Annotated in this window: 17 protein-coding genes and 1 pseudogene; 7 read left to right on the plus strand and 11 right to left on the minus strand. The window is 72.7% G+C overall.

Annotation, left to right across the window (positions count from 1 at the left end; all coding sequences use genetic code 11):
- Positions 1 to 54 precede the first annotated feature (54 nt).
- Entirely contained in the window at positions 55 to 1,509 is a 1,455-nt protein-coding gene (locus AB0K03_RS28320; RefSeq protein ID WP_364690614.1) for an SDR family oxidoreductase, read from the plus strand.
- Here the strand turns inward: AB0K03_RS28320 and AB0K03_RS28325 are convergent.
- The 4 genes from AB0K03_RS28325 to prmC are packed head-to-tail and all read right to left on the minus strand — an operon-like array spanning position 1,506 to position 4,624.
- Positions 1,506 to 2,441, minus strand: a complete 936-nt coding sequence (locus AB0K03_RS28325; protein ID WP_364690617.1) for an L-threonylcarbamoyladenylate synthase — start codon at positions 2,439 to 2,441, stop codon at positions 1,506 to 1,508. The genes AB0K03_RS28320 and AB0K03_RS28325 overlap by 4 nt on opposite strands.
- Positions 2,438 to 3,064, minus strand: coding sequence for a phosphotyrosine protein phosphatase (locus tag AB0K03_RS28330; protein ID WP_364690620.1), 627 nt, complete (start codon positions 3,062 to 3,064; stop codon positions 2,438 to 2,440). Before AB0K03_RS28330 ends, AB0K03_RS28325 begins: the two co-directional genes overlap by 4 nt.
- A 2-nt stretch (positions 3,065 to 3,066) precedes the next feature.
- Positions 3,067 to 3,711, minus strand: a complete 645-nt coding sequence (locus AB0K03_RS28335) for an L-threonylcarbamoyladenylate synthase (RefSeq protein WP_364690722.1) — start codon at positions 3,709 to 3,711, stop codon at positions 3,067 to 3,069.
- 37 nt (positions 3,712 to 3,748) lie between these two features.
- Positions 3,749 to 4,624, minus strand: a complete 876-nt coding sequence (gene prmC / locus AB0K03_RS28340; RefSeq protein ID WP_364690623.1) for a peptide chain release factor N(5)-glutamine methyltransferase — start codon at positions 4,622 to 4,624, stop codon at positions 3,749 to 3,751.
- A 98-nt stretch (positions 4,625 to 4,722) separates the two neighbouring features.
- Between prmC and AB0K03_RS28345 the strand changes: the two genes are divergently transcribed.
- Both AB0K03_RS28345 and AB0K03_RS28350 read left to right on the plus strand, forming a co-directional pair.
- A complete protein-coding gene (locus tag AB0K03_RS28345) occupies positions 4,723 to 6,228 on the plus strand; it encodes a GGDEF domain-containing protein (RefSeq protein ID WP_364690626.1) in 1,506 nt (501 codons plus the stop codon).
- Between the two features lie 25 nt (positions 6,229 to 6,253).
- Positions 6,254 to 7,603 (plus strand): PQQ-binding-like beta-propeller repeat protein, encoded by a 1,350-nt coding sequence (locus AB0K03_RS28350; protein ID WP_364690628.1) that lies wholly within the window; start codon positions 6,254 to 6,256, stop codon positions 7,601 to 7,603.
- Here AB0K03_RS28350 and prfA read toward each other — a convergent pair.
- Both prfA and rpmE read right to left on the minus strand, forming a co-directional pair.
- Positions 7,587 to 8,678, minus strand: coding sequence for a peptide chain release factor 1 (prfA, locus tag AB0K03_RS28355; RefSeq protein WP_364690631.1), 1,092 nt, complete (start codon positions 8,676 to 8,678; stop codon positions 7,587 to 7,589). The two genes, AB0K03_RS28350 and prfA, sit on opposite strands and share 17 nt — an antisense overlap.
- 64 nt (positions 8,679 to 8,742) lie before the next feature.
- Positions 8,743 to 8,967, minus strand: coding sequence for a 50S ribosomal protein L31 (gene rpmE, locus AB0K03_RS28360; protein ID WP_364690634.1), 225 nt, complete (start codon positions 8,965 to 8,967; stop codon positions 8,743 to 8,745).
- A 218-nt stretch (positions 8,968 to 9,185) separates the two neighbouring features.
- On the opposite strand from rpmE, the gene AB0K03_RS28365 reads away from it, so the two are divergent.
- Genes AB0K03_RS28365 through AB0K03_RS28375 form a run of 3 tightly spaced genes read left to right on the plus strand, consistent with a single transcriptional unit; the run spans position 9,186 to position 11,785 of the window.
- Positions 9,186 to 10,244, plus strand: coding sequence for a 2'-5' RNA ligase (locus AB0K03_RS28365; RefSeq protein WP_364690637.1), 1,059 nt, complete (start codon positions 9,186 to 9,188; stop codon positions 10,242 to 10,244).
- A gap of 12 nt (positions 10,245 to 10,256) precedes the next feature.
- The gene (locus AB0K03_RS28370) at positions 10,257 to 11,153 is read left to right on the plus strand and encodes an AAA family ATPase (protein WP_364690640.1); all 897 of its coding nucleotides are present in this window, start codon (positions 10,257 to 10,259) and stop codon (positions 11,151 to 11,153) included.
- Entirely contained in the window at positions 11,153 to 11,785 is a 633-nt protein-coding gene (locus AB0K03_RS28375) for an RNA ligase family protein (RefSeq protein WP_364690643.1), read from the plus strand. The genes AB0K03_RS28370 and AB0K03_RS28375 overlap by 1 nt, the downstream gene beginning before the upstream one ends.
- On the opposite strand, the gene AB0K03_RS28380 is transcribed toward AB0K03_RS28375, so the two are convergent.
- From AB0K03_RS28380 to thrB, 3 genes are all read right to left on the minus strand, one after another.
- Entirely contained in the window at positions 11,782 to 12,936 is a 1,155-nt protein-coding gene (locus AB0K03_RS28380; RefSeq protein WP_364690646.1) for a nitric oxide synthase oxygenase, read from the minus strand. The two genes, AB0K03_RS28375 and AB0K03_RS28380, sit on opposite strands and share 4 nt — an antisense overlap.
- A 158-nt stretch (positions 12,937 to 13,094) precedes the next feature.
- Entirely contained in the window at positions 13,095 to 15,143 is a 2,049-nt protein-coding gene (rho, locus tag AB0K03_RS28385) for a transcription termination factor Rho (protein WP_364690649.1), read from the minus strand.
- 300 nt (positions 15,144 to 15,443) lie between these two features.
- Positions 15,444 to 16,379 carry a homoserine kinase gene (thrB, locus tag AB0K03_RS28390; RefSeq protein ID WP_364690652.1) on the minus strand — a complete coding sequence of 312 codons (936 nt, stop codon included), beginning with the start codon at positions 16,377 to 16,379 and terminating at the stop codon, positions 15,444 to 15,446.
- Between the two features lie 83 nt (positions 16,380 to 16,462).
- Here thrB and AB0K03_RS28395 point away from each other — a divergent pair, with 83 nt between their 5' ends.
- Positions 16,463 to 16,909: a hypothetical protein gene (locus AB0K03_RS28395; protein ID WP_364690655.1), complete on the plus strand. Its 447-nt coding sequence runs from the start codon at positions 16,463 to 16,465 to the stop codon at positions 16,907 to 16,909.
- Positions 16,910 to 17,641: 732 nt separating this feature from the next.
- Here AB0K03_RS28395 and AB0K03_RS28400 read toward each other — a convergent pair.
- A pseudogene (locus AB0K03_RS28400) lies at positions 17,642 to 18,844 on the minus strand (MFS transporter); the annotation flags it as partial.
- Positions 18,845 to 18,938: 94 nt separating this feature from the next.
- Entirely contained in the window at positions 18,939 to 22,301 is a 3,363-nt protein-coding gene (locus tag AB0K03_RS28405; protein ID WP_364690657.1) for an efflux RND transporter permease subunit, read from the minus strand.
- Between the last annotated feature and the right edge of the window lie 26 nt (positions 22,302 to 22,327).

Raw genomic sequence — 22,327 nt, forward strand, 5'->3', positions numbered from 1 at the left:
GCCGGATTACGAGCATATGGCTTATGGGGTGTCACCTGCGGGCACAGTGGCAGTATGCGGTGTCTGGTGACGGGGGCGACGGGCTACATCGGCGGCCGCCTCGCGCCCCGGCTGATCGAGGCGGGCCACGACGTACGGGCGCTCACGCGCAGCGCCGGGCGGCTGCGGGACGTGCCGTGGGCGCCGCGGGCCGAGATCGTCGAGGGCGACCTGGGCGACCCGGGCTCGCTGGAACGCGCGCTGGACGGCGTGGAGGTCGCGTACTACCTCGTGCATTCGCTCGGGGTGCCGGACTTCGAGCGCCGCGACCGTGAGGCGGCCCGCAACTTCGCGCGGGCCGCGTACGCGAAAGGGGTCCGCAGGATCGTCTATCTCGGCGGCCCGGAACCTCCGGCGGACGAGCGGCCGTCGGCGCACCTGCGGTCCCGCGCCGAGGTGGGGCGGATCCTGCTGGACAGCGGCGTGCCGACCGTGGTGCTGCGCGCGCCGGTGATCATCGGCTCGGGCTCGGCGTCGTTCGAGATGCTGCGGTACCTCACCGAGCGGCTGCCGGTCATGGTCACCCCGCGCTGGGTACGCAACCGGATCCAGCCGATCGCCGTACGCGACGTGCTGCGCTACCTGATGGCCGCCGCCGAGCTGCCCGCGGACGTGAACCGGGCGTTCGACATCGGCGGGCCGGACGTGCTCACGTACGCGGAGATGATGCAGCGCTACGCCCGGGTGGCGGGCCTGCCGCGCCGGATCATCATGCCGCTGCGCCCGCTCAGCCCGTGGCTCTCGGCGCACTGGGTCGGCGCGATCACCCCCGTGCCCAACGCGATCGCACGGCCGCTGGTCGCCAGCCTGATCCACGAGGCCGTCGCCCACGAACAGGACATCCGGCAGTACGCCGGCGAGCCGCCACTCCCCTTCGACGAGGCCGTACGTCTCGCCCTCGGCAAGGTCCGCGACGCCGACGTGGAGACCCGCTGGTCGAACGCCTCCGGCGCGGACGCCGACGCCGAGCCGCTGCCGAGCGACCCGAAGTGGTCCGGCGGCACCATCTACATCGACGAGCGCTGCCGGGAGGTGAACGCCCCGCAGGAGGCCCTGTGGCGGGTCATCGAGGGCGTCGGCGGCGACAACGGCTGGTATTCGTTCCCGCTGGCGTGGTCGGTACGGGGCTGGCTGGACCGGCTCGTCGGCGGCGTGGGCCTGCGGCGCGGCCGGCGCGACCGCGACCGCCTGTACGTCGGCGAGGCGCTGGACTGGTGGCGCGTCGAGGAGATCAAGCCCGGCGAGTTGCTGCGGCTGCGCGCCGAGATGCGGGTCCCCGGCCGCGCGTGGCTGGAGATGTGCGCCTCCCCGGGCCCGGACGGCACCAGCGTCTACCGGCAGCGGGCGCTGTTCGTGCCGCGCGGGCTGGCCGGGCACGCGTACTGGGGCAGCGTCGTGCCGTTCCACGGGGTCATCTTCAGCGGGATGGCCCGCAACATCGCGCGCGGCGCCGAGGAGCGGAGCCGTTAAGCGGCGGCGCGGCTGAGCCGGTCGCGGATCGCCAGCCACTCCTCGGTCTCCGGCGGGGCCTTCACGACGATCGTGGCGACGCCGGCGTCGTCGAGGCGGTGCAACGCGGCGTAGAGGTCGGCCGCGTACTCCCGGGGATCCGCGCTGAGGATCTCCGCTCCGGGAACGTCCGCGGTCTCGTAGGTCAGCACGCCGACCGATCCGTCGACCCGTACGGAGCCGACGTCGTCGGTCAGCACCACCTTGGCGCGCGGCGCGTAGTGGCGCTTGCTCATGCCCGGCGAGGGCCGCGCCGAGCCGTCCGCGACCTCGTCGGGCAGCAGCAGCTTGCCGGTCACCTCGCGGATCTCGCGCAGGCCCAGCGCGCCGGGCCGCAGCAGCCGCGGCACCGCGCCGGTCACGTCGAGCACCGTCGACTCGATCCCCCACGACGCCGGGCCGCCGTCCAGCACCAGCGGCACGTCGGGCAGGCTGCGCAGCACGTGCTCGGCCGTCGTCGGGGAGATGCCCTCCGAGCGGTTGGCGCTGGGCGCCGCCAGGGGCAGCCCGCACGCTTCGAGCAGCCGCAGCGCGACCGGGTGCGCCGGGACGCGGATCGCGATCGTGCCGGTGCCGGCACCGACCCGGGTCAGGTGCGGCGCGCGTTCGACGACGAGGGTCAGCGGTCCCGGCCAGAACGCGGCGGCCAGCCGGTCGGCGACCTCCGGCCAGTGCCGGGCCAGCCCGCGCGCCGCCGCCACGTCCGGGACGTGCACGATCAGCGGGTTCCACGAGGGCCGGTTCTTGAGCCGGTAGACCTCCGCGACGGCCTTCTCGGAGAACGCGTCCGCGCCGAGGCCGTACACGGTCTCGGTGGGGAAGGCGACGACCGATCCGGCGCGCAGCAGGTCGGCTGCGCGGCGGATCCCGCCGGCGTCGGCTGCGACGATCACTGCGACCTCGGCGCTCCCGGCAGCAGCGCGTCGACCAGCGCGTACAGGGACTCGTTGATCTCGTCGGCGACGCGCTGGAAGGTCTGGTCGCCGCGGCCCCACGGGTCGTCCAGGTCATCGCCGGGCAGCGGCTCCTTGTCGCCGCGCCCCCGGTCGGCGGCGGCCACCAGGGCGGCGGCCCGCGCGGCGAAAGCCTCCGGGTCGGTGCCGGCCGGGGGCAGCGCCGCGGTGTCGATCTCGCGCAGGATGCGACCGAGGTGCCCGAGGACGAAGCTGCGGTGCGCCGCCTCGGGCAGCAGCGCGTGCACGTAGTCGGTCTGGTCCGCCGTGGCGGTGAGGATCAGGTCGGCGCCGGCCAGGTGGGCGCTGGTCAGCTTGCGCGCGGTGAAACCGTCCACACTGCCGCCGCGCAACCGGATCTGCCGGGCCGCCGGCGGGTTCATCTCCTCGCCCTCGTGCCAGCCGCCCGTGCCGGCGCTCTCGCTGCGCAGCAGGTCGTCCAGGGCGGCGCCGGAGCCGAGCTTGGCCAGCCGCTGCCGCGCCGCGAGCACGAGCAGCCGCTCCGCCATCGGCGACCGGCAGATGTTGCCCATGCACACGTGCAGCACGGTGAACGGCGGCATGGTCAGGACCCCACGGGCAGCAGGTCGGGAACCACGTCACGCAGCTTCTCGTACGCCAGCGCGCCCTCGCGCAGCACGCGGGGCACATCACCGCTCACGTCGACGATCGTGCTCGGCGCCGGGTCGTGCGCCACCCCCGCCTCAAGGTAGATGCGGACCGCGTACTCCAGCTGGTCGCGCGCCTCCTCGGCGGTGACCGGCGCGGCCTGCCCGGCCTTGTTCGCCGTGGTCACCGCCATCGGGCCGACCTCGCGGAGCACCTCGAGCGCGACCGGGTGCAGCGGCATCCGCACGGCGACCCGCCCGCCGGTCTCGCCCAGGTCCCACTGCAGGCTCGGCGAGTGCTCCACCAGGATCGTCAGGGCGCCCGGCCAGAACGCGTCGGCCAGCTCACGCGCCGCCTTGGGCAGCGAATACACCAGCCCGTCCAGCGTGTGGCGCGAGCCGACCAGCACCGGCGGCGGCACGCGACGATCCACCCCGCGGGCGTTCTGCAGCGCGGTGACGGCGTGCGGCGTGAACGCGTCCGCGCCGACCCCGTACACGGTGTCGGTGGGCATGACGACGAGCTCGCCGCTCTTGACCGCCTCGACGGCCGCGGCGATGCCGCGATCCCGCTCGGCCACGGCCCGACAGTCGTAGAGCATCACGAGATGCAGTGTGCCATGGTGCCCGGCCCGCCCGTCAGGCCCGCCGGGCGGTGGCGAACCGCGGGCGGCCCGCCAGGTCCCGGTGCGCCACGACGTCCGTGAAGCGGCCGTCCTGCCGCAGCAGGTCCGGTACGGCCGGCCCGTGCACGTCGTCGTGCTCGATGCCCACCACACCACCGGGGCGCAGCAGCGCGGCGGCGCGCCCGATCACCGGCCGGATCACGCTCAGGCCGTCCGCGCCGCCGAACACCGCCTCGGCCGGGTCGTGGTCGGCGACCTCCGGCGGCACGGGCGTCCCCTCCGGCACGTACGGCGGGTTGCACAGCAGCACGTCCACCCGGCCGGCCAGCTCGCCGAGCAGGTCCGGGGCGGTCACGTCGGCCTGCACGACGCGTACCCCCGGAAAGGCCGCGGCGTTGCGCCGCAGATAGACCAACGCCTCGGGGGAACGCTCGACGGCCACCACGAGCCCCGGCTCCGCCTCGTCCGCGATCGACAGGGCCAGCGCGCCCGTTCCGCTGCAGAGATCGACCACTGTGGCGCCCGGCCGCGTGTGCTCGATGCCCCACCCCGCGAGCAGCTCGGTCTCCGGGCGCGGCACGAACACCCCGTCGCCCACCGCCAGCTCCAGATGCCGGAACGCGGCCGTGCCGAGCAGATGCTGCAACGGCACCCGCTGTGCCCGCCGCTCCACCAACTCCTCGAACCGGCGCAGCTCGTCGCCGCGCACGGTGTCCACGAGCAGCAGCCGTCCCCGCCCGATCCCCAGCACGTACGCGGCCAGCAGCTCGGCATCGACGCGGGCCGAGGCGACACCCGCCGCCGACAACCGGTTCGCGGCCGCCGCCAGCGCGGGTGCCAACCTCGTCCGGTCCGTCCCCTCGGAGGGGTGTTCGTGCGCGAGTGTCACGGCATAATCATGGGACGTCGTCTCGCGACGGTGACCGGCCGGGTCTCCGATCGATGGACGACGCCGGCAGGAGGGGCCTGAATGGCCGTGGCGGTCTCATGACCTGGTTGGACCAGCTACCGGATTGCGTCGACGACCTGCGCCGGGCGGGTGAGCTCCAGCAGGGCGGCCGTTCCGCCGAGGCGCTGACCATCCTCGACAAGGTCCTCGAGGTCACCACCGACCCGCTCACCCGGGCGTACGCGCTCGTCCAGCGGTTCGGCTCGCTCATCAACCTGGGGCGGGTGGCCGAGTTCGCGACCGCCATGACGCTCGCCGCCAACGCCGTGCACGAGACCTCCGATCCGTACCTGCGCGGCCAGATGCACGCCTTCGCCGCGCTCGGCGCCCACCTGCAGAGCGCCCTCGACCGCGGCGTCACCCACCTCGTCCAGGCGTCCCGGGCCCTCGCGGCGGTGCCCGACGGCGACGGGGAGACCGCGTGGGGCTGGCACGACCTCGCCATGGCGTACTCGTACCTCGGCTTCCACGGCCACGCGCTCACCGCGATCGAGCAGGCCCGGCAGGTCGGCGCGGCGGCCGGGCTCGCCCCCGAGCTGTTCGCGGCGCCCGGCATCCGGCTGCGCAACGCCGTCGCGCTCGACCACCAGGGCGACACCGACGGCTGCCTGCGCGTGCTGCGCGACATCGACGCCGAGCTGACCCGCTACGTCGCCACCGGGGCCGAGTCCCGGCTGCGGCCCAGCAGCCGGCCGGTCTACGGGTACGCCCTGGCCCGCCGGGCCGCCCTGGGCGAGCAGACCGAGACCGCCGTCGGCGACCTGCTCACCAGCGGCGGCGACAGCGTCCGCTCCCGCGACCTGCGCCACCTCGCCGGCGTCTGCCTCGACATCGCCGCCGACCGGCCGGCCGAGGCGTTGCGCAAGCTCGACTCGGTGCCGGTCTCCCCCGAGATCCTCGGGCCCGCCGAGCCGGCCCGGCTGCGCAGCATCTGCCACGCCACCGCGGGCGACCACCAGGCCGCCCACATCGCCGACCGGTACGCCTTCCGCCTCGCCGCCCAGCGCATCGACCGGCTCCGCGACGGCTACCTCGACGGGGTGGCGGCCCGCCTCGACGCCCAGGAGACGCACCGCGACGCCGGCCGGTACGGCGACGAGACCCTCACCGACCCGCTCACCGGCCTGCCCAACCGCCGCCAGCTCGAACGGTACGTGACCGCCATGCTGGCCCGCGGCGAGCGCGCGGCCATCGGCGTCTGCGACCTCATCGGCTTCAGCGCGGTCAACGCCCGGCACGGCCGGCACTGCGGCGACCTGGTGCTGCAGCGCATCGCCGGCGTGCTGAACCGCGTGATGCGCCGCGGCGACTTCGTGGCCCGCTTCGCCGGCGACGAGTTCGTCGTGGTGCTGCCCGGCGCCGGCACCGCACAGGCCGCGGAGGTGTCGCGCCGCATCAGCGCCGCCGCGGCCGGCGAGAACTGGCAGGTTCTGGTGCCCGGCACCCCGATCGGGCTGGCGGCCGGCTGGTCCGAGGTCGGGCCGAGCACGCGCAGCCTCAGCGCCGCGCTGGCCGCCGCGGCGGCCAACCGGACCCCCGCCTGACCGGCGCAGGCCCTACGCTTCCGCCATGGGGGTCATCGAGCTCGGGCTCGTCACGGACGCCGGTCAGGAGCCGCTCGAGTCCCTCTCGCGCCCGATCCGGCACGGCGACCTCCGGCGGATCCTGCTCGCCGCGATCGCCCTGCTCTGCCTCTTCGGCGTGACGGCGTCCGCGTTGCCCGTCTCGCACGCCCCGCGGCAGCTGTGGACCGTGCCGTTCCGCGACGGCAGCGACGGCTTCACCGTCACCCCGGAGGCCGTGTACGTGCTCAGCACCATGGACGGCAGCCTCACCGCGTACGCCAGCCACACCGGTGAGGTCCTCTGGTCCAGCACCGAGCTGGGCGGCGCGTCCTGGGTCGGCGCCGTGGAGTCCGGTGTGATGCTGCTGCCCGCCGAGGACACCACCGTGCAGGTCGACGACCCCGAGGGAGGCGGGAGCTACTACCGCCAGTTCACCCGCCGGACCGTCGCCGTGGACGCGGCCACCGGCCGGCACCTGTGGCGGCAGCCCGGCGACTTCGCGGCCTCGGCCGACGGGTTGGTGCTCCTCGTGGAGTGGAACGACGACGGCACCTCGGCCCGGACGCTGCGCGTGGTCCGGCTGCGCGACGGCAGCCCGGTCTGGGACCGCCCGGGCGGTGGCCTCGAGACGTGGGTGGCCGGAAACGGGATCGGCGCCGGCTCGGACCGGCTGGTCACCGTCACCGACTCGGGCGCGACCACGGTGTACGACCTCACGAACGGGCGCGAGGTGGCGAGCGGGCGGCTGCCCTGGAACCGGCAGGACCGCGGGGACGGCACGTACACCAACATCAGCGCCGAGGGGCACCGGCTCTACCTGGAGAACGTCGTCGACCAGCGCGGGACGGTCAGCGCGTACGACACCGAGACGCTGGGCAAGCTGTGGCAGATCGACACCCGGTCGTACGGCGGCTTCACCAGCTGCGGACCGGTCCTGTGCATCAGCACGCCCCTCGGCACCACCGGCTACGACCGGGACACCGGCCACCTGCGCTGGAGCCGGGCCGACGCGGCCAACGTCTACCCGATCACCGGCGGGCTGCTGGTGGTCGACGAGCAGAACGGCGGCCGGCGGACCCTCATCGACGCCGGCAGCGGCGTGGCGGTCATCGACATGGGCACGGCGACCCTGGTGTGGGACTACACCTCGGCGGACGACATGCCGTACCTGGTGAGCCACACGGAGGAGCCGGCCGGCCGGATGGCCGTGAGCCGGCTCGACTCCCGCACCCGGCACGTGCGGCTGCTCGGCACCATCGACGCGATCTCCGAGAACAGCTGCCAGAGCGCGGCCACCATCCTCGCCTGCGTGGCCGCCGGCGACGGCCGCCTGGCGGTCACGGACGTCGGCTGATCTCCGTGTCGCCGGCCAGCCGCGCGGCCCGGTCGGCCTCCGCCAGCGCGTCCAGCACGGCGTCCAGCTCACCGCCCAGGACCAGATCCAGGTTGTACGCGGTGTAGCCGATGCGGTGATCGGTGATCCGGTTCTGCGGGAAGTTGTACGTCCGGATCCGCTCCGACCGGTCCACCGTGCGGACCTGCGCCTTGCGGGCGTCGGACGCGGCCGCGTCGGCCTCCTCCTGCGCCGCGGCCAGCAGCCGGGCCCGCAGGATGCGCATCGCCTGCTCGCGGTTCTGCAGCTGGCTCTTCTCGTTCTGGCAGCTCACCACGATGCCGGTGGGCAGGTGGGTGATCCGCACCGCGGAGTCCGTCGTGTTGACCGACTGGCCGCCCGGGCCCGACGACCGGAACACGTCCACCCGGATGTCGCCCGGGTCGATCTGCACGTCGACGTCCTCGGCCTCGGGCAGCACGAGCACCCCGGCGGCCGATGTGTGGATACGGCCCTGCGACTCGGTGACCGGCACCCGCTGCACGCGGTGCACGCCACCCTCCCACTTCAGCCGGGACCAGACCCCGTGACCGCCCTCGGGCATGCCCTTCGTCTTCACCGCCACCGAGACGTCCTTGACGCCGCCCAGGTCGGACTCCTGCGCGTCGATGACCTCGACCGTCCAGCCGCGGCGCTCCGCGTACCGGGTGTACATGCGCAGCAGGTCCCCGGCGAACAGCGCGGACTCCTGGCCGCCCTCGCCCGCCTTGATCTCGACGATGACGTCCTTGGCGTCGTGCGGGTCCCGGGGGATCAGCATCTCGCCGAGCTTCTCCTCCAGCGCGGGCAGCACGGCGGCGACCGCCTCCACCTCACCGGCGAACGAGGGGTCCTCGGCGGCCAGCTCCTTCGCCGCGGCGAGGTCGGCGCGGGCCGCCTCCAGCTCGGTGTGGGCGGCATACAGCGGCGCCAGCTCGGCGAAGCGGCGGCCGACCCGGCGCACCAGCGCCTGGTCGGCGTGGATGGACGGGTCCTCCATCTGCTTCTCGAGCTGCGCGTACTCGTCCAGCAGCGTGGTCAGCCGGTCGTTGCTCACAATTCTCCCCACATACCAACGGCGCCCGGCCCCGCACTGCGGGAACCGGGCGCCGTCGAGGCAGTTACTTCTTCTTGCCGGCGTTGACCTTCGCGTACTTCGCCTGGAACTTGGCGACCCGGCCCGCGGTGTCCAGCACGCGCTGCTTGCCCGTGTAGAACGGGTGGCAGGCGCTGCAGGTCTCGACGCGGATCTCGCCACTCTTGGCGGTGCTGCGGGTCGTGAACGTGCTGCCGCAGGAGCAGATGACCTCGGTGGTCGTGTACTCCGGGTGGATTCCGCTCTTCATGTCTTCTCGGTCCCTCTCGATGAACGGGTCGCCGGGTCGCCGTCAGCACCGTCGCCCCGCCAGGGCGGACGACTCGAGCGTGAACCGGAACCTTTTGCTGGCCGATGGACCAGTCTGCCATGTCGCACCCCCTGATCAGAAATCAGGAGGCGTCGACCGGTCCGCCCTGGATAACGTGAGCGGCCCTCAGGGCATTCCCACCAGGAAAGGAACGTGCCATGACGCTGCTCGCCGACGTCTTCGACCCGGCCGAACTGGCCGCCGCGGTCGAAACCGGGCACGTGCGCAAGCAGCGTCACCCGTCGCGGCCGTACGTGATCTACAACTACACCGAGGCGTGCCAGTACGCCGGCGCCTGGACCCCGGTGACCCTCGCCTGCCGCGGGCTGATCGCCTCGGAGTCCGGCGAGGTCCTCGCGCGCGTCCTGCCGAAGTTCTTCAACCACACGGAGTCGCACGCCCCGGCGCTGCGGCCGGATGCCGAAGTCCGCGTAACCGACAAAGCGGACGGATCGCTCGGTGTGCTCTACCCCGACGGTGCCGGGTTCGCCGTGGCGACCCGGGGCTCGTTCACCTCGGCGCAGGCGCTGCACGCTACGGAGATTCTGCGCACCCGGTACGCGGGTTTCACCCCGCCGGCCGGCTTCACCGTGCTCGTCGAGATCATCTACCCGGGCAACCGGATCGTGGTGGACTACGGCGCGATGGACGACCTCGTGCTGCTCGCCGCGGTGGACATCGCGACCGGCCGCACGTACGGGCCGGACGCGGTGCCGGGCTGGCCGGGCCCGGTCGTGGAGACCTTCGCGTACGCGACGCTGGCCGAGGCGCTGGCCGCACCGCCGCGGGACGGGCGGGAGGGCCTGGTCGTGCACTTCCCGGACACCGACGAGCGCGTGAAGATCAAGTACGCCGAGTACGTCCGGCTGCACCGGCTCGTGACCGGGCTGACCGCGCGTACCGTCTGGGAGGTCCTGGCCTGCGGCGGCGACCTGGACGCGCTGACGGAACCGCTGCCCGACGAGTTCCACGCGTGGGTTCGCGGGGTGGCCATCGAGCTGACCGCCTCCGTCGACGCGCTGGCCGAGCGGGTGGAGAAGGAGTTCGCGGCGATCGTGGCCGGCCTGCCCGGCGGGTGGGGCCGGCGCGAGTTCGCGGCGCAGGCCGTGCGCAGCCCCGACCGGGGTGCGCTGTTCCTGCGCCTCGACGGCAAGGATTACCGTCCCGGCCTGTGGCAGCTCGTCCGTCCGGCGGGCGACCTGACCCCCGGCACCTGAGGTGAGCGAGGAATGACCAGACTGCTGATCACGCGCGGGCTGCCCGCATCGGGCAAGACCACGTTCGCGCGCAAGCTGCAGCCGCAGGTCGTCCGGGTCAACCGGGACGACCTGCGGCGGATGCTGCACGGGCAGCGGCTGTTCACGCAGCGGGCCGAGGGGCAGGTGACGCACGCCCAGCGGGCGGCCGTGGAGGCGCTGCTGCGGGCCCGCTCCGACGTCATCGTGGACGACACCAACCTGCGGGCGAAGACCGTACGGGAGTGGGCGGAACTGGCGGCCCGCTTCGACGCGTCGTTCGAGGTGCACGACTTCACCGACGTGCCGGTGCAGGAGTGCGTCCGGCGCGACGCCGAGCGCTCGGAGGAGGACCGGGTCGGCGAGGGCGCGATCCGTCGCATGCACGAGCGGTACCTGGCCGGCCGGAACCTGCCGCTGCCGGTGCCGTACGTGGAGCGCGGCGGCCCCGGGGTCGTCTACCGGCCCGATCCGGAGCTGCCGGCGGCGGTTCTCGTGGACATCGACGGCACGGTCGCGCTGATGGACGGGCGCAGCCCGTACGACTGGTCCCGGGTCGGCTCGGACCTGCCGAATCAGGCGGTGATCGCGGCGGTCCGGGCGATGCACGCGGCCGGCAACACGATCGTCTTCTGCTCGGGACGCGACGCGGTGTGCCGGGCGGAAACGGAGGCCTGGCTGGATCTTTACGTCGGGGTGCCGTACGAAGCACTATTCATGCGGCCCGAGGGCGACTCGCGCAAGGACGCGATCGTGAAGCGGGAGATCTTCGATCGGGAGATCCGCGACCGCTGGCGGGTCGTCGGCGTCTTCGACGACCGGCAGCAGGTCGTGCGCATGTGGCGCGCCCTGGGACTGACCGTGTTCCAGGTGGCGGAGGGGGACTTCTGATGAGCGGGCAGGCGGCGAGGTATCCGCGGACTTTCCACCTGCCCGACTCCCCCGGCGCGAGCGCGGACGACAAGGTGCAGCACGACCTGTCCTGGCTGGACGGTGAGCTGGTGGTGACCGAGAAGCTCGACGGCGGGAACCTCACCTTCACCCGCGACGCCATGTACGCGCGTTCCCCCGACTCGGGCACGCACCCGTGGGACCGGCCGGCCAAGGCGTTGTGGGCGATGACGGCGTACCGGATCCCGGACGACTGGCGGGTGTGCGGGGAGTCGATGTGGGCGCGGCGCAGCATCGCGTACACGGATCTGCCCGGGGTCTTCATCGTCTTCGGCATCTGGGACGAGACGGATACGTTGCTCGGCTGGGACGACACGGTGGACTGGGCGCAGCGCCTGGAACTGCCGGTGGTTCCGGTCCTCTACCGCGGTGGCAGCCTCAGCGAGGCGCGGGCGGCGTGGGCGCGGCGGCACACCCCGGAGACGTCGGAGGGTTTCGTGGTGCGCAGCGCCGGCCGCATCCCGGCCGGCGAGTTCGGGGTCAAGGTCCTGAAATGGGTACGGGCCGACCACGTACGCACGGAAGCCGCGTGGCGCCACCGCGACGATTTCGCGGTGAACGAGTTCGCCTAGTTCTTGCTGTACGGGCACCCGCCGTCGTGCGGGTAGAAGTTGGGCCGCAGGTCCATTTCCTCGTAGTAGCGGTGGAAGACCGGGGTGATGCCGCCGGAGACGGGCGGCACGATCCACGTCCAGTCGGCCGGCACCGGGCGGCCCGCCTTCTCCTCGTTGGCGAGGTGCCGGATGAAGCGCTGCGACTCGGTGTGATGGTCGCTGATCTTGACGCCGGCGGCCTCGAAGGACCAGAGCACCGCGCGGTTGAGCTCGACCAGCGCGCGGTCGCGCCACAGGGTGGACTCGCGGCTGGTGTCGAGCCCCAGACGCTCCGCCACGACCGGGAGCATGTCGTAGCGGTCGGTGTCGGCGAGGTTGCGGGCCCCGATCTCGCTGCCCATGTACCAGCCGTTGAACGGCGCGAGGGGGTAGGTGACCCCGCCGATGGACAGGCGCATGTTCGCGATGGCCGGTACGGCGTGCCAGCGCAGGCCCAGCTCGGCGAACCAGCCGTACTCGGGGTGGCTGAGCGGCACCTCGAGGATCGCGCGCTCGGGCAGCTCGTAGAGGCGTACGGGCTCGCCGGGCACCTCGATGGCCAGTGGCAGGACGTCGAACGCCTCGCCCTTGCCGTGCCAGCCGAAGCCCCGCATCGCGGCGGTGAACTCGGCCTGCCGCGGATCGCCGACGTGACCGCCGTCCTCGGTGCGGTAGCCGGCGTAGCGGATCAGCTGCTCGTTCCAGATCCTCGCGTACGGCTGCCCCGGCTGGGCCGCGGCGAAGATGCTGATGACCGGGCGGATCCGGCCCGCCTCCCGGCCCCCGCCGGCGGCCTGCAGGTGGTGCACGAGCAGGGAGAAGATCTCGTCGGCCGTACGGGCGCGCCGCCGGTCGAGGACCACGAGGCTGCGCCAGTAGAGCCGGCCGATGCAGCGGCTCGCGTTGCGCCACGCCATCCTCGCCCCGTACGTGAGCTCCTCGGTGGTGTGCACGTAGCTGCCGGTCGCCGCGATCTGCGCGCGCACGACGGCCAGGCGCGGCTCGACCGGGCCGAGGCGCGGGTTCTCCAGGTAGCAGCGGCGCAGGAAGTCCTCCGCCTCGCCCGGGTCGACCGGGGCCCGCCGGTCCCAGGGCTCCGCCGGATGGTCCCGGTAGCCAGGCACGATCATCGAGCGCCCTCCCCCAGATTGAGTAGATGGTCACGGGAGGTTCGCACGACCCCGTACGGGCCGGACCGCACCTGATGTGCGACAAAAGGGCGGCCACCGTACGGTGGCCGCCCTTTTTGGCGTGTTTCGCCCCTACCCAGCCGGGTGGGCGGTGCTACTCACTCGCCCGGGGTGGACTTCGCGATCTGCATGAGGAACTCGATGTTCGTCCGGGACTGCTTGAGCCGGTCGAGCAGGAGGTCCAGCGCCGCCGACGACTCCAGCGAGCTCAGCACCTTGCGCAGCTTGTGGACGATCGCCAGCTCTTCCTTGCCGAGCAGGATCTCTTCCTTGCGGGTGCCGGACGGGTGGATGTCGATGGCCGGGAACGTCCGCTTGTCGGCGATCTTCCGGTCGAGCTTGAGCTCGGCGTTACCCGTGCCCTTGAACTCCTCGAAGATGACCGTGTCCATCATCGAGCCGGTCTCGACCAGCGCCGTCGCGAGAATGGTCAGCGAGCCGCCGTTCTCGATGTTGCGCGCCGCGCCCAGGAACCGCTTCGGCGGGTAGAGCGCGGTCGAGTCGATACCGCCGGACATGATGCGGCCGGAGGCCGGCGCCGCCAGGTTGTACGACCGCCCGAGCCGGGTCACCGAGTCGAGCAGCACGACGACGTCGTGGCCCAGCTCGACGAGCCGCTTGGCCCGCTCGATCGCCAGCTCGGCGACCGTGGTGTGGTCCTGCGGCGGCCGGTCGAACGTGGCCGCGATGACCTCGCCCTTGACCGAGCGCTGCATGTCGGTGACCTCTTCGGGCCGCTCGTCGACCAGCACGACCATCAGGTGGCACTCGGGGTTGTTGTGGGTGATCGCGTTCGCGATCGCCTGCAGCACCATCGTCTTGCCGGCCTTCGGCGGCGAGACGATCAGGGCGCGCTGGCCCTTGCCGATCGGCATCACCAGGTCGATGACGCGCGTGGTCAGGATGTGCGGCTCGGTCTCCAGCCGCAGGCGCTCCTGCGGGTAGAGCGGGGTGAGCTTGTAGAACTCGGGGCGGCGGCGTGCCTCCTCGGGCTCCATCCCGTTGATGGTGTCCAGCCGCACCAGCGGGTTGTACTTGTCCCGCCGCTGCTCGCCGTCGCGCGGGGCGGCCCGCACGGCACCGGTGACCGCGTCGCCGCGGCGCAGGCCGTGCTTCTTGACCTGCGACATCGACACGTACACGTCGTTGGGGCCGGAGAGGTAGCCGGTCGTCCGGACGAACGCGTAGTTGTCGAGCACGTCCAGGATGCCGGCCACGGGCACCAGCACGTCGTCCTCGTTGACGTGCGGCTCGCGGCCCTCACGGCCGCCGCCTTCACGCCCGCCCTCGCGGCCACCGCCGTCGCCGTCACGGTCACGGCCGCGACGGCGGTCCCGGAAGCGGCTGCGACGGCTACGCCGCCCGCCCTCGCCGCTCTCGTTGTCGTCGTCGTCGTGGCTGTCGTTGCGCGGCCCGCGGTCGTTGCGGTCACCCCGGTCGTTACGCTCACCGCGCTCGCCCCGGTCACCGCGCTCGCCCCGGTCACCGCGCTCGTTACGGTCGCCGCCCTCGCCACGCTGCTGGTTGCGCTGGCGGTCGCGGTTGCGCTCACCGCGCTCCGGCCGGTCGCTGCGCTCGGTGGTGTCGGCGCCGTCGGTGCGGGCCTCACCCTGGTCGCGCGGCTCGCGGTCCTGCCGGTCCTGCCGGTCCTGGCGGTCCTGCCGGTCCCGGCGGCTGCGACGGCCCTGCTCGGGCTCGGCCTGCTCGGACGCCGGCGCCTGCTCCGTCGCCGGGGCCGCGGCGGTCTGCACGACGGCGGGCGGCGAGGCCGGCTGCTGCTGCTCGGCCACGGGGGCCGGGGCCGGCTGGGCGCTCACCGCGGCCGGGGCGGCCTCGGCACGCACCGGCTCGGCCGGCGGCGCGTCGGCGCGGGTGGCGCCGTTGCTGCGGCGCGCCCGCGGGGCGCTCTCGGCCGCGGCCGGGGCGCCACCGTTCTGGCGCTCCGTGATGGCGGTGATCAGCTCACCCTTGCGCATCCGGGCGGTGCCGGAGATGCCGAGGGACGCGGCGAGGCTCTGCAGCTCGGGCAGCAGCATCGCGGACAGGCCGGTGCCGCCGCGGCGGCGCTTGGTGACAGCCGCGGTGGTGGTGGCGCCGTCATCAGCGACGTCAGAAACACCCGACGTCACGTCGGTGGTGTCGCTCAATGGATTCCTTCCGTCGAAAAAGCCCAAGACCACCCGGGTCTGCAGCAGCCTGGTGGCCGGGTGCCCTCGGAACCCGCTTCGCACCTGCGGCGCGGGAGTTTGCAGCACGGCAGCCCGACGGTTTCCCGACCCGTCATACGGTGACGAGTAGGTCTCGGCGAGCGCAGCGACCTGGGAACCTGCTGCCCGGCGTGTGCCTTGATAAAGAATTGAGACGAGCCAGATCGGCAAAAGTCTCGGGGGTGCGCGCCGAACCGCAGAGATCGCTTGCTTCGCGGCTGTGCTAGGTCTTGAGCGTAGTCAACTCTTGCGACCTGCGGCAACAGGGTCCCGCTCGGCGTGTTCCACCATACTCCCTCTGACAAGGGCGCCGTCGGCATCCACGCCCAACGTTTCCGCCCGCCATTCTCTTCCCGGATGGAAATCCGCGGGCACGGGCGTCAGAGCCAGCACGGTGGGGCCCGCGCCGCTGACGACCGCGGCCACCCCGACCGACCGCAGTGATGCCACCAGCGACGAGGTGCCGGGCATCGCCTCGGCCCGATATCCCTGATGCAGGCGGTCCTCTGTCGCGGCGAACAGCAGATCCGGATCGTGCTGCAGCGCGTGCACCAGCAGGGCGGCCCGCCCGGTGTTGAACGCGGCGTCCGCGTGCGGCACGCTCGGCGGCAGCGCGGCCCGCGCCGTCGAGGTCAGGCCACGTTCCTGCGGAACGAAAACAGTCGGACGTACGGCGTCAGCGGCAGACAACCGCACGGCCCGGGCCCCGGCGCTCTCGGTCCACGCGATGGTGAACCCGCCGAGCAGACAGGGCGCGACATTGTCGGGGTGGCCCTCCAGCCGCGCCGCGATCCGCAGCGCGTCCTCGTCGGAGATCTGCTCCTCGACCAGCCCCCGGGCCAGCTGCACGCCGCCCACGATGGCCGCCGAGGACGATCCGAGCCCCCGCGCCTGCGGGATCCGGTTGACACACTCCACCGCGACACCGGCGGGTCGCCCGCCCAGCTCGTCGAACGTGGCGAGCATGGCCCGCACCACCAGGTGGGACTCGTCGGTGGGCAGGTCACCGGCCCCTTCGCCGGACACGTCGACGGTGAACCCGTCCCCCGTGACCCGCGCGGAGAGCTCGTCGTACAGGGCGAGGGCCAGGCCCAGCGTGTCGAAGCCCGGCCCGAGATTGGCGCTGGTGGCCGGCGTCCGGACGCGTACCGGCTCGGAGACGAAGGTCAGGCCCATCGCCACATGCTAGGCCTTGATCATCAGGGGCGCGTCACCCGAGGGACCCCGATTTGTCGTACGCCTGGTCTACGGTCACTGCCATGAGCGTCGGCTACCTCTTCTCGGGCGTCATCACCCACCTGCCGGTCCTGGCCGTCCTGGTCGCGGGCCTGGTCCTGGTGGCGACGCGGCGCGCCCGCCTCGGCCGGCGCAGCACCAGCCTGGCCCAGCTCGGCCTCGGCGCGCTCCTGCTGGGTCAGATTCTCGACATCGCCTGGTTCGTGCTGTTGCCGCGGATCATCGGCTCCCTGGACTACAGCACCCGGACGTACGGCGTCCTCACGCTGGCGGTGGGCATCGTGCTGGCGGTGGTCGTGGCTGCCGGGGTGGCTCTGCTGATCGCGGCGCTGGTGACCCGGTCGCCGGAGGGGCAGGACGAGCCCTTCGGGTCCAGCCCTTACCAGGAGCCGCTCAAGTCCCGCAGTTATCCGTCACCGACCGGCGGCTTCCCACCACAGGGAGGCCGTGACGTGCGCCCACCGATGTAGTCGGCCCGACCGCTCCCCGACCGCTCGCGACCGCTCGCGACCGCTCGCGACCGCTCCCCGGCCGCCGCCGACCGCCGCCGGTCCGGCCCCTGCTGCTCTGGCCGGCATCGTTCTCGCGGTGGGCTCAGTCAGCAGTGCGCTCAGTCAGCAGTGCGCTCAGTCAGCAGTGCGCTCAGTCAGCAGTGCGCTCAGTCAGCAGTGCGCTCAGTCAGCAGTGGGCTCAGTCAGCAGTGGGCTCAGTCAGCAGTGGGCTCAGTCAGCTGCCTTGGCGGAGCGGGATTGTCCGTCGCCGGCCGGCACGTCCGGCGGCAGCTCGTCACTGCCGAACGCCAGACCGCCGTCCCCCGACATCGCGGCGGCCTCCCTCGCCCCGGTCCCGGCATGGTCCGCCGCCGCGGCGCCGTTCGCGCGGTCCGCACCAGCCTGCTTCGACCGCTCGCCCCGACCGTTCGGCATCGACGGCCCGCCCGCGACTGCCGGCATCGACGGCCCGTCCGGGACAGTAGGCATCCACGGCCCGTCCGGAACAGTAGGCATCGACGGCTCGTCTGGCACGGTCGGCGTCAACCGGTCCCCGCGACCGGCCGCGTTCTGCCGCTCGGCCGGACCGGTCCGCATCGACAGCTCGCCCGGACCGGTCGGCGTTGTCGGCTCGCCCGGGACGATGGGGTTCGGCCGGTCGCCCGCTGCGGGAGGCGGTTCCGCGTCCGCGCCGGCCGGGTCTGCCTCGGCGAGGGTGAGGTGGCGGGTGGCGATGCGCCAGCCGATCGCGTACAGGAGGGTGATCAGGCCGCAGGTCGCGAGGATGACGCGTTCGTCGACGTGGTCCACGAAGAGCGCCGCCCCGAGCTGGCTGACCGAGATGGCCAACGTCGCCAGCATCATGTCGGTGGCGAAGACCCGGCCGCGCAGGCGGTCCGGCACCTCGCCCTGCAGGGCGTAGTTGGACAGGACCCAGTTGGTGCCGCCGGCGAAGTGCGCGACGAACACCAGCGCCAGCACGAGCGGGAACCAGGGGGCCGCGGCGACGCCCAGATAGCCGAGGCCGTACAGGCTCATGGACAGGGCCAGGCCGGGCAGGAGCCAGGTGCGGTGGTTCAGGACCGGGCGCATCACGAGGGGACCGACCAGGGCGCCGGCTCCGCGTACGGCGAAGAGCGCGCCCGCGCCCAGTGAGCCGACGCCGTACATGCCGGCGAGCAGCGGGAACACCGTGAGGACGCCGTTGCCGAGGCCGACCGCGGATTTCACCGTGACCAGGGCGCGGATCCGCGGGCGGGCGCCGATGTAGCGCAACGCCTCGATCAGGGCGTGCCAGGTTCGCGGCGGCGGGGCCGACATGTCGCGGGGAGCCTGCAGCGGGCGGCGGATCAGTGCCGTCACCGCTGCCGCGACGGCGAGGCTGCCCGCGGCCACGGCGAAGCTCACGTACGGGCCGACGGCGCTGCTCACGATCCCGCCGAGCGAGGCGCCGACGATGGTCATGGTGCCCCAGGCGGAGCCGGCGACCGCGTTGGCCGCCGCCAGGTCCTCGGGGTCGACGACGTTCGGCAGCGCCGCCGAGGCCGCCGGGGAGTAGAACGCCTTCGCCACCGCGACCGCCCCGATCGCGACGAGGGCGAGCGGGGCGGTGGCGGAGGAGCGTACGAGGAACAGCAGAAGCATGGCGACTAGCGCGGCCACGTTCGCGGCGATGAGGATGGCGCGCCGGTCGAGCCGGTCCGCGACGGTCCCCGTGTACGGCAGCAGCACCGCGTTGATCCCGGTGTCCACGGCCAGCACGAGCGCGCCCCACACACCGCTGCCGGTGAGCTCGGGCAGCAGCACGAGCAGCGGCACCATGACGAACCAGTCCGACCCGAAGACGACCAGCTGGGCCGCGAACAGGCGGCGGAAGTCACGGTTGCCCGTAAGGACCGAAAGCGGAGATGCCACGTACACACACAGTACCGGCCGGGCGGCGGCCGCTCATCCGGAGAGCGACCGGACCGGTGCCCGGCCCACGCGGGCCGGGCACCGGATCAGCCCGTCAGGCAGGCGGCGGCGTGGCCGGACGACGCGGCATCTTCAGGACCTCGAACTGGTCCGTGTAGCCGCGCAGCGCGCCCGATCCCTCGCCCTCGGCTCGCATGGGGCGACCGGCGGGCTCACCCTCCGGAGCCTCGTGCGCTCCGCCGCTGGACTCGGGCACCGGGGTGTCCGCCGGAACGTCGCCGTCGGGACCCTCAGCAGCGTGCCGTGGTGCGTCCGTACCGGAGGAGGCCGCGATGTCGCCCGGGGCCATCGCGTCCGAACCGGTCGCGACCGTCTTGCGGGCCCGCCTGCGCTCGCGGCGCTCGCGGCGCTTCAACTTGGTGTTCTCGACCATCGTGTAGAGGGTCGGTACCAGGACGAGGGTGAGCAGCGTCGAGCTGACCAGGCCGCCGATGACGACGATCGCCAGCGGCTGGGAGATGAAGCCGCCCTCACCGGTCAGGCCCAGCGCCATCGGCAGCAGCGCGAAGATGGTCGCGATCGCCGTCATGAGGATGGGGCGCAGGCGGTGCCGGCCACCTTCGACGACGGCCTCCTGGACCCCCAGCCCGGCCGTCCGGTAGTGGTTGATCAGGTCGAGCAGCACGATCGCGTTGGTGACCACGATGCCGACCAGCATGAGAACCCCGATGAGCGCCGGCACACCGAGCGGGGTGCCGGTCGCCAGCAGCAGAGCGATCGCGCCGGTCGCCGCGAACGGGATGGAGACCAGCAGCACCAGCGGCTGGATCAGGCTGCGGAACGTCGCGACCATGATGACGAAGACGATCGCGATGGCCGCGAGGACCGCCAGCCCCAGGTCGGCGAACGCGTCCGCCTGGTCCTGGCTGACGCCGCCGATCGAGTACGAGGCGCCGGGCGGAAGGGTCAGGCCGTCGAGCCGCTTCGTCAGGTCCTTGGTGGTCGCACCGACGTTGGAGCCGGTGGCAGTGCCGTTGACCGTGGCGCTGCGGTTGCCGTCGATGCGGGTGACCTCTTCGGGCCCGTCGACCTCCTTGACGTCGGCGACCGAGTCGAGCGTGACGACCTGGCCGCTCGGCGTGGTCAGCGGCAGCTTGCGCAGCGCGTCGGCGTTCCCGGGCGGGGTGCCCAGCGTGACGACCACGTCGCGGCTCGCGCCGTCGACCGTGATCTGCCCGGCCGGGGCGGCCCGGAAGGAACCGGCGACGGCCTGACCGACCGCGGCCTCGGTCAGCCCGCGACGGGCGGCGGCCTGCCGGTCGACCTGCACGTCGAGGCGCGGCACGCTGGCCGCCAGCGTGGTGCTGACGTCGGTGACGTCCTTCGTGCCGGCCATCGCCTCCTGGACCTGCTTGGTCGCGGCCGCGAGGGTGTCCTGGTCGGCGGCCTGCACGACGACGGACAGCTGGCTGGCGTTGAAGCCGGTGCCGTTGTCGCCGCCCACGGTGATCTCGCCGGCGTCGGTCATGCCCTTGAACTGCTCGCGCAGCTCGTCGGAGATCTTCGCCGCGTCGGCGTCCTCCTTGAGCGCCACGTTGAAGCTGGCGCCGCTGGCCCCGCCGGAGCCGACGAACGGGTTGAACTCGCCGTTGCCGACCGTCACCTGGTAGGTCTCGACGTCGTCGCGGGCGGCCAGCACCGCCTCGACCTTCTTGGCGGCCTCGTTGGTGGCGGCGAGGCTCGTGCCGACGGGCAGGTCCTGGCTGACCTGGATGGTGTCCTGGCCGGACTCGTCGAGGAAGTTGGTCTCGAGCCGGCTCGCCAGCCCCAGCGTGCCGAGCAGCACCACCACGCCGATCGCGACGGTGGACCAGCGGGTGGGGCGGCTGCGGGTCACCCAGCGGATGATCGGCAGGTACGCCCGCTGCAGCGGGCTGCGCAGCTCCTTCTCCTCGGCGGCCCGGCGGACGGCCTCGGCCTCGCTGCCGCCGGCGGCGGGACGCAGGAACCAGTACGCGAGCACGGGTACCACGGTCAGCGACACGAAGAGCGACGCGACGAGCGCCACGGTGACGGTGATGGCGAACGGGGCGAACAGCTGTCCGACGAAGCCGCCGACGAGGGCGATGGGGGCGAACACGGCGACCGTGGTGAGGGTGGAGGCGGTCACCGCGCCGGCGACCTCCTTCACGCCGGACATGATGGCGTGCACCTTGGCTTCGCCGTACCCGAGATGCCGTTTGATGTTCTCGAGCACGACGATCGAGTCGTCGACGACGCGGCCGACGGCGATGGTCAGCGCGCCGAGGGTGAGCAGGTTGAGCGAATAGTCACCGATCCACAGCCCGATCAGCGCGATCAGCACGGACAGCGGGATCGAGACCGCCGTCACCAGCGTGGAACGGACGGAGAGCAGGAAGACCAGGATCACGATGACGGCCATGATCAGGCCGAGCAGGCCCTCGGTGGTCAGGCTCTCGATCGAGCGCTCGACGAAGGGCGCCTGGTCGGTGATGACGGTCAGCTTCGCGCCGGAGGCGCCCTCCAGGTCGGCGAGCTTCTCGCGTACCTCGTGGGAGATGGCGACCGCGTTGCCGTCGGGGGCGGCGGTGACGGCGACGCCCAGGCTCTCGACGCCGTCCGTACGCGTGAACGACGTGGCCGTGGCGAGCCGGCTGGTGACCGAGGCGACGTCGCCGAGCCGGACCGGGCCGCGCGCACCGGCGAGATAGAGGTTCTGCAGCTGCTCGACCGAGTTGATCGGGGTGCCCACCTGGACGCTGAGCGAGCGGCCCTCGTCGGTGATCGCGCCGGCCGGCACGGAGATGCCGTTGTTCTGCAGCAGCGTGGTGATCGCCCGGGGGTCGGCGCCGGCGGCGCGCAGCTTGGCGACGTCGGGCTTGATCACGACCTGCTCGGTACGGGTGCCGGTGATCTGGACGTCACGGACGCCCTCGATGGCGTTCAGCTCGGGGACCACGTTCTGCTCGAGCCGCCGGGCCAGGTCGGACTGGTCGGAGCCGCCGCTGGCCGCGAGCACGATCGCCGGGATGTCGTCGGTGCCGCCCGCGAAGATGGTCGGCTTCACGTCGTCGGGCAGCGTCGGCTGGATCCGGTTGACCGAGGTGGTGAGCTGGTTGATCGCGTTGTCGAGGTCGGTGCCGAACTCGTACTGCACGACGATCGTGGCCGAGCCCTCGCGGGTCGTCGACTGGATGGTGTCCAGGCCGTCGGCGCCCTTCACGGCGTCCTCGATCGGCTTGGTGACCTGCTCCTCCATGATCTCCGGGCTGGCGCCCGGCAGGACCACGCCGATGAACGCGCCCGGAAACTCCAGCGAGGGCAGGAGCTGCTGCTTGAGGGACGGGATGGCGTACACGCCGAAGCCGGTGATCACCACCGCGATGAGGGCGACGAGCCCTCGGTTGGCGAGACTGAGCCTGGTCAGGAATGACATGTGCTCCCCCGATAAAGTTCGGCCAA

Origin of the sequence: Actinoplanes sp. NPDC049316, assembly GCF_040677315.1 — a bacterium.
Classification (GTDB): domain Bacteria; phylum Actinomycetota; class Actinomycetes; order Mycobacteriales; family Micromonosporaceae; genus Actinoplanes.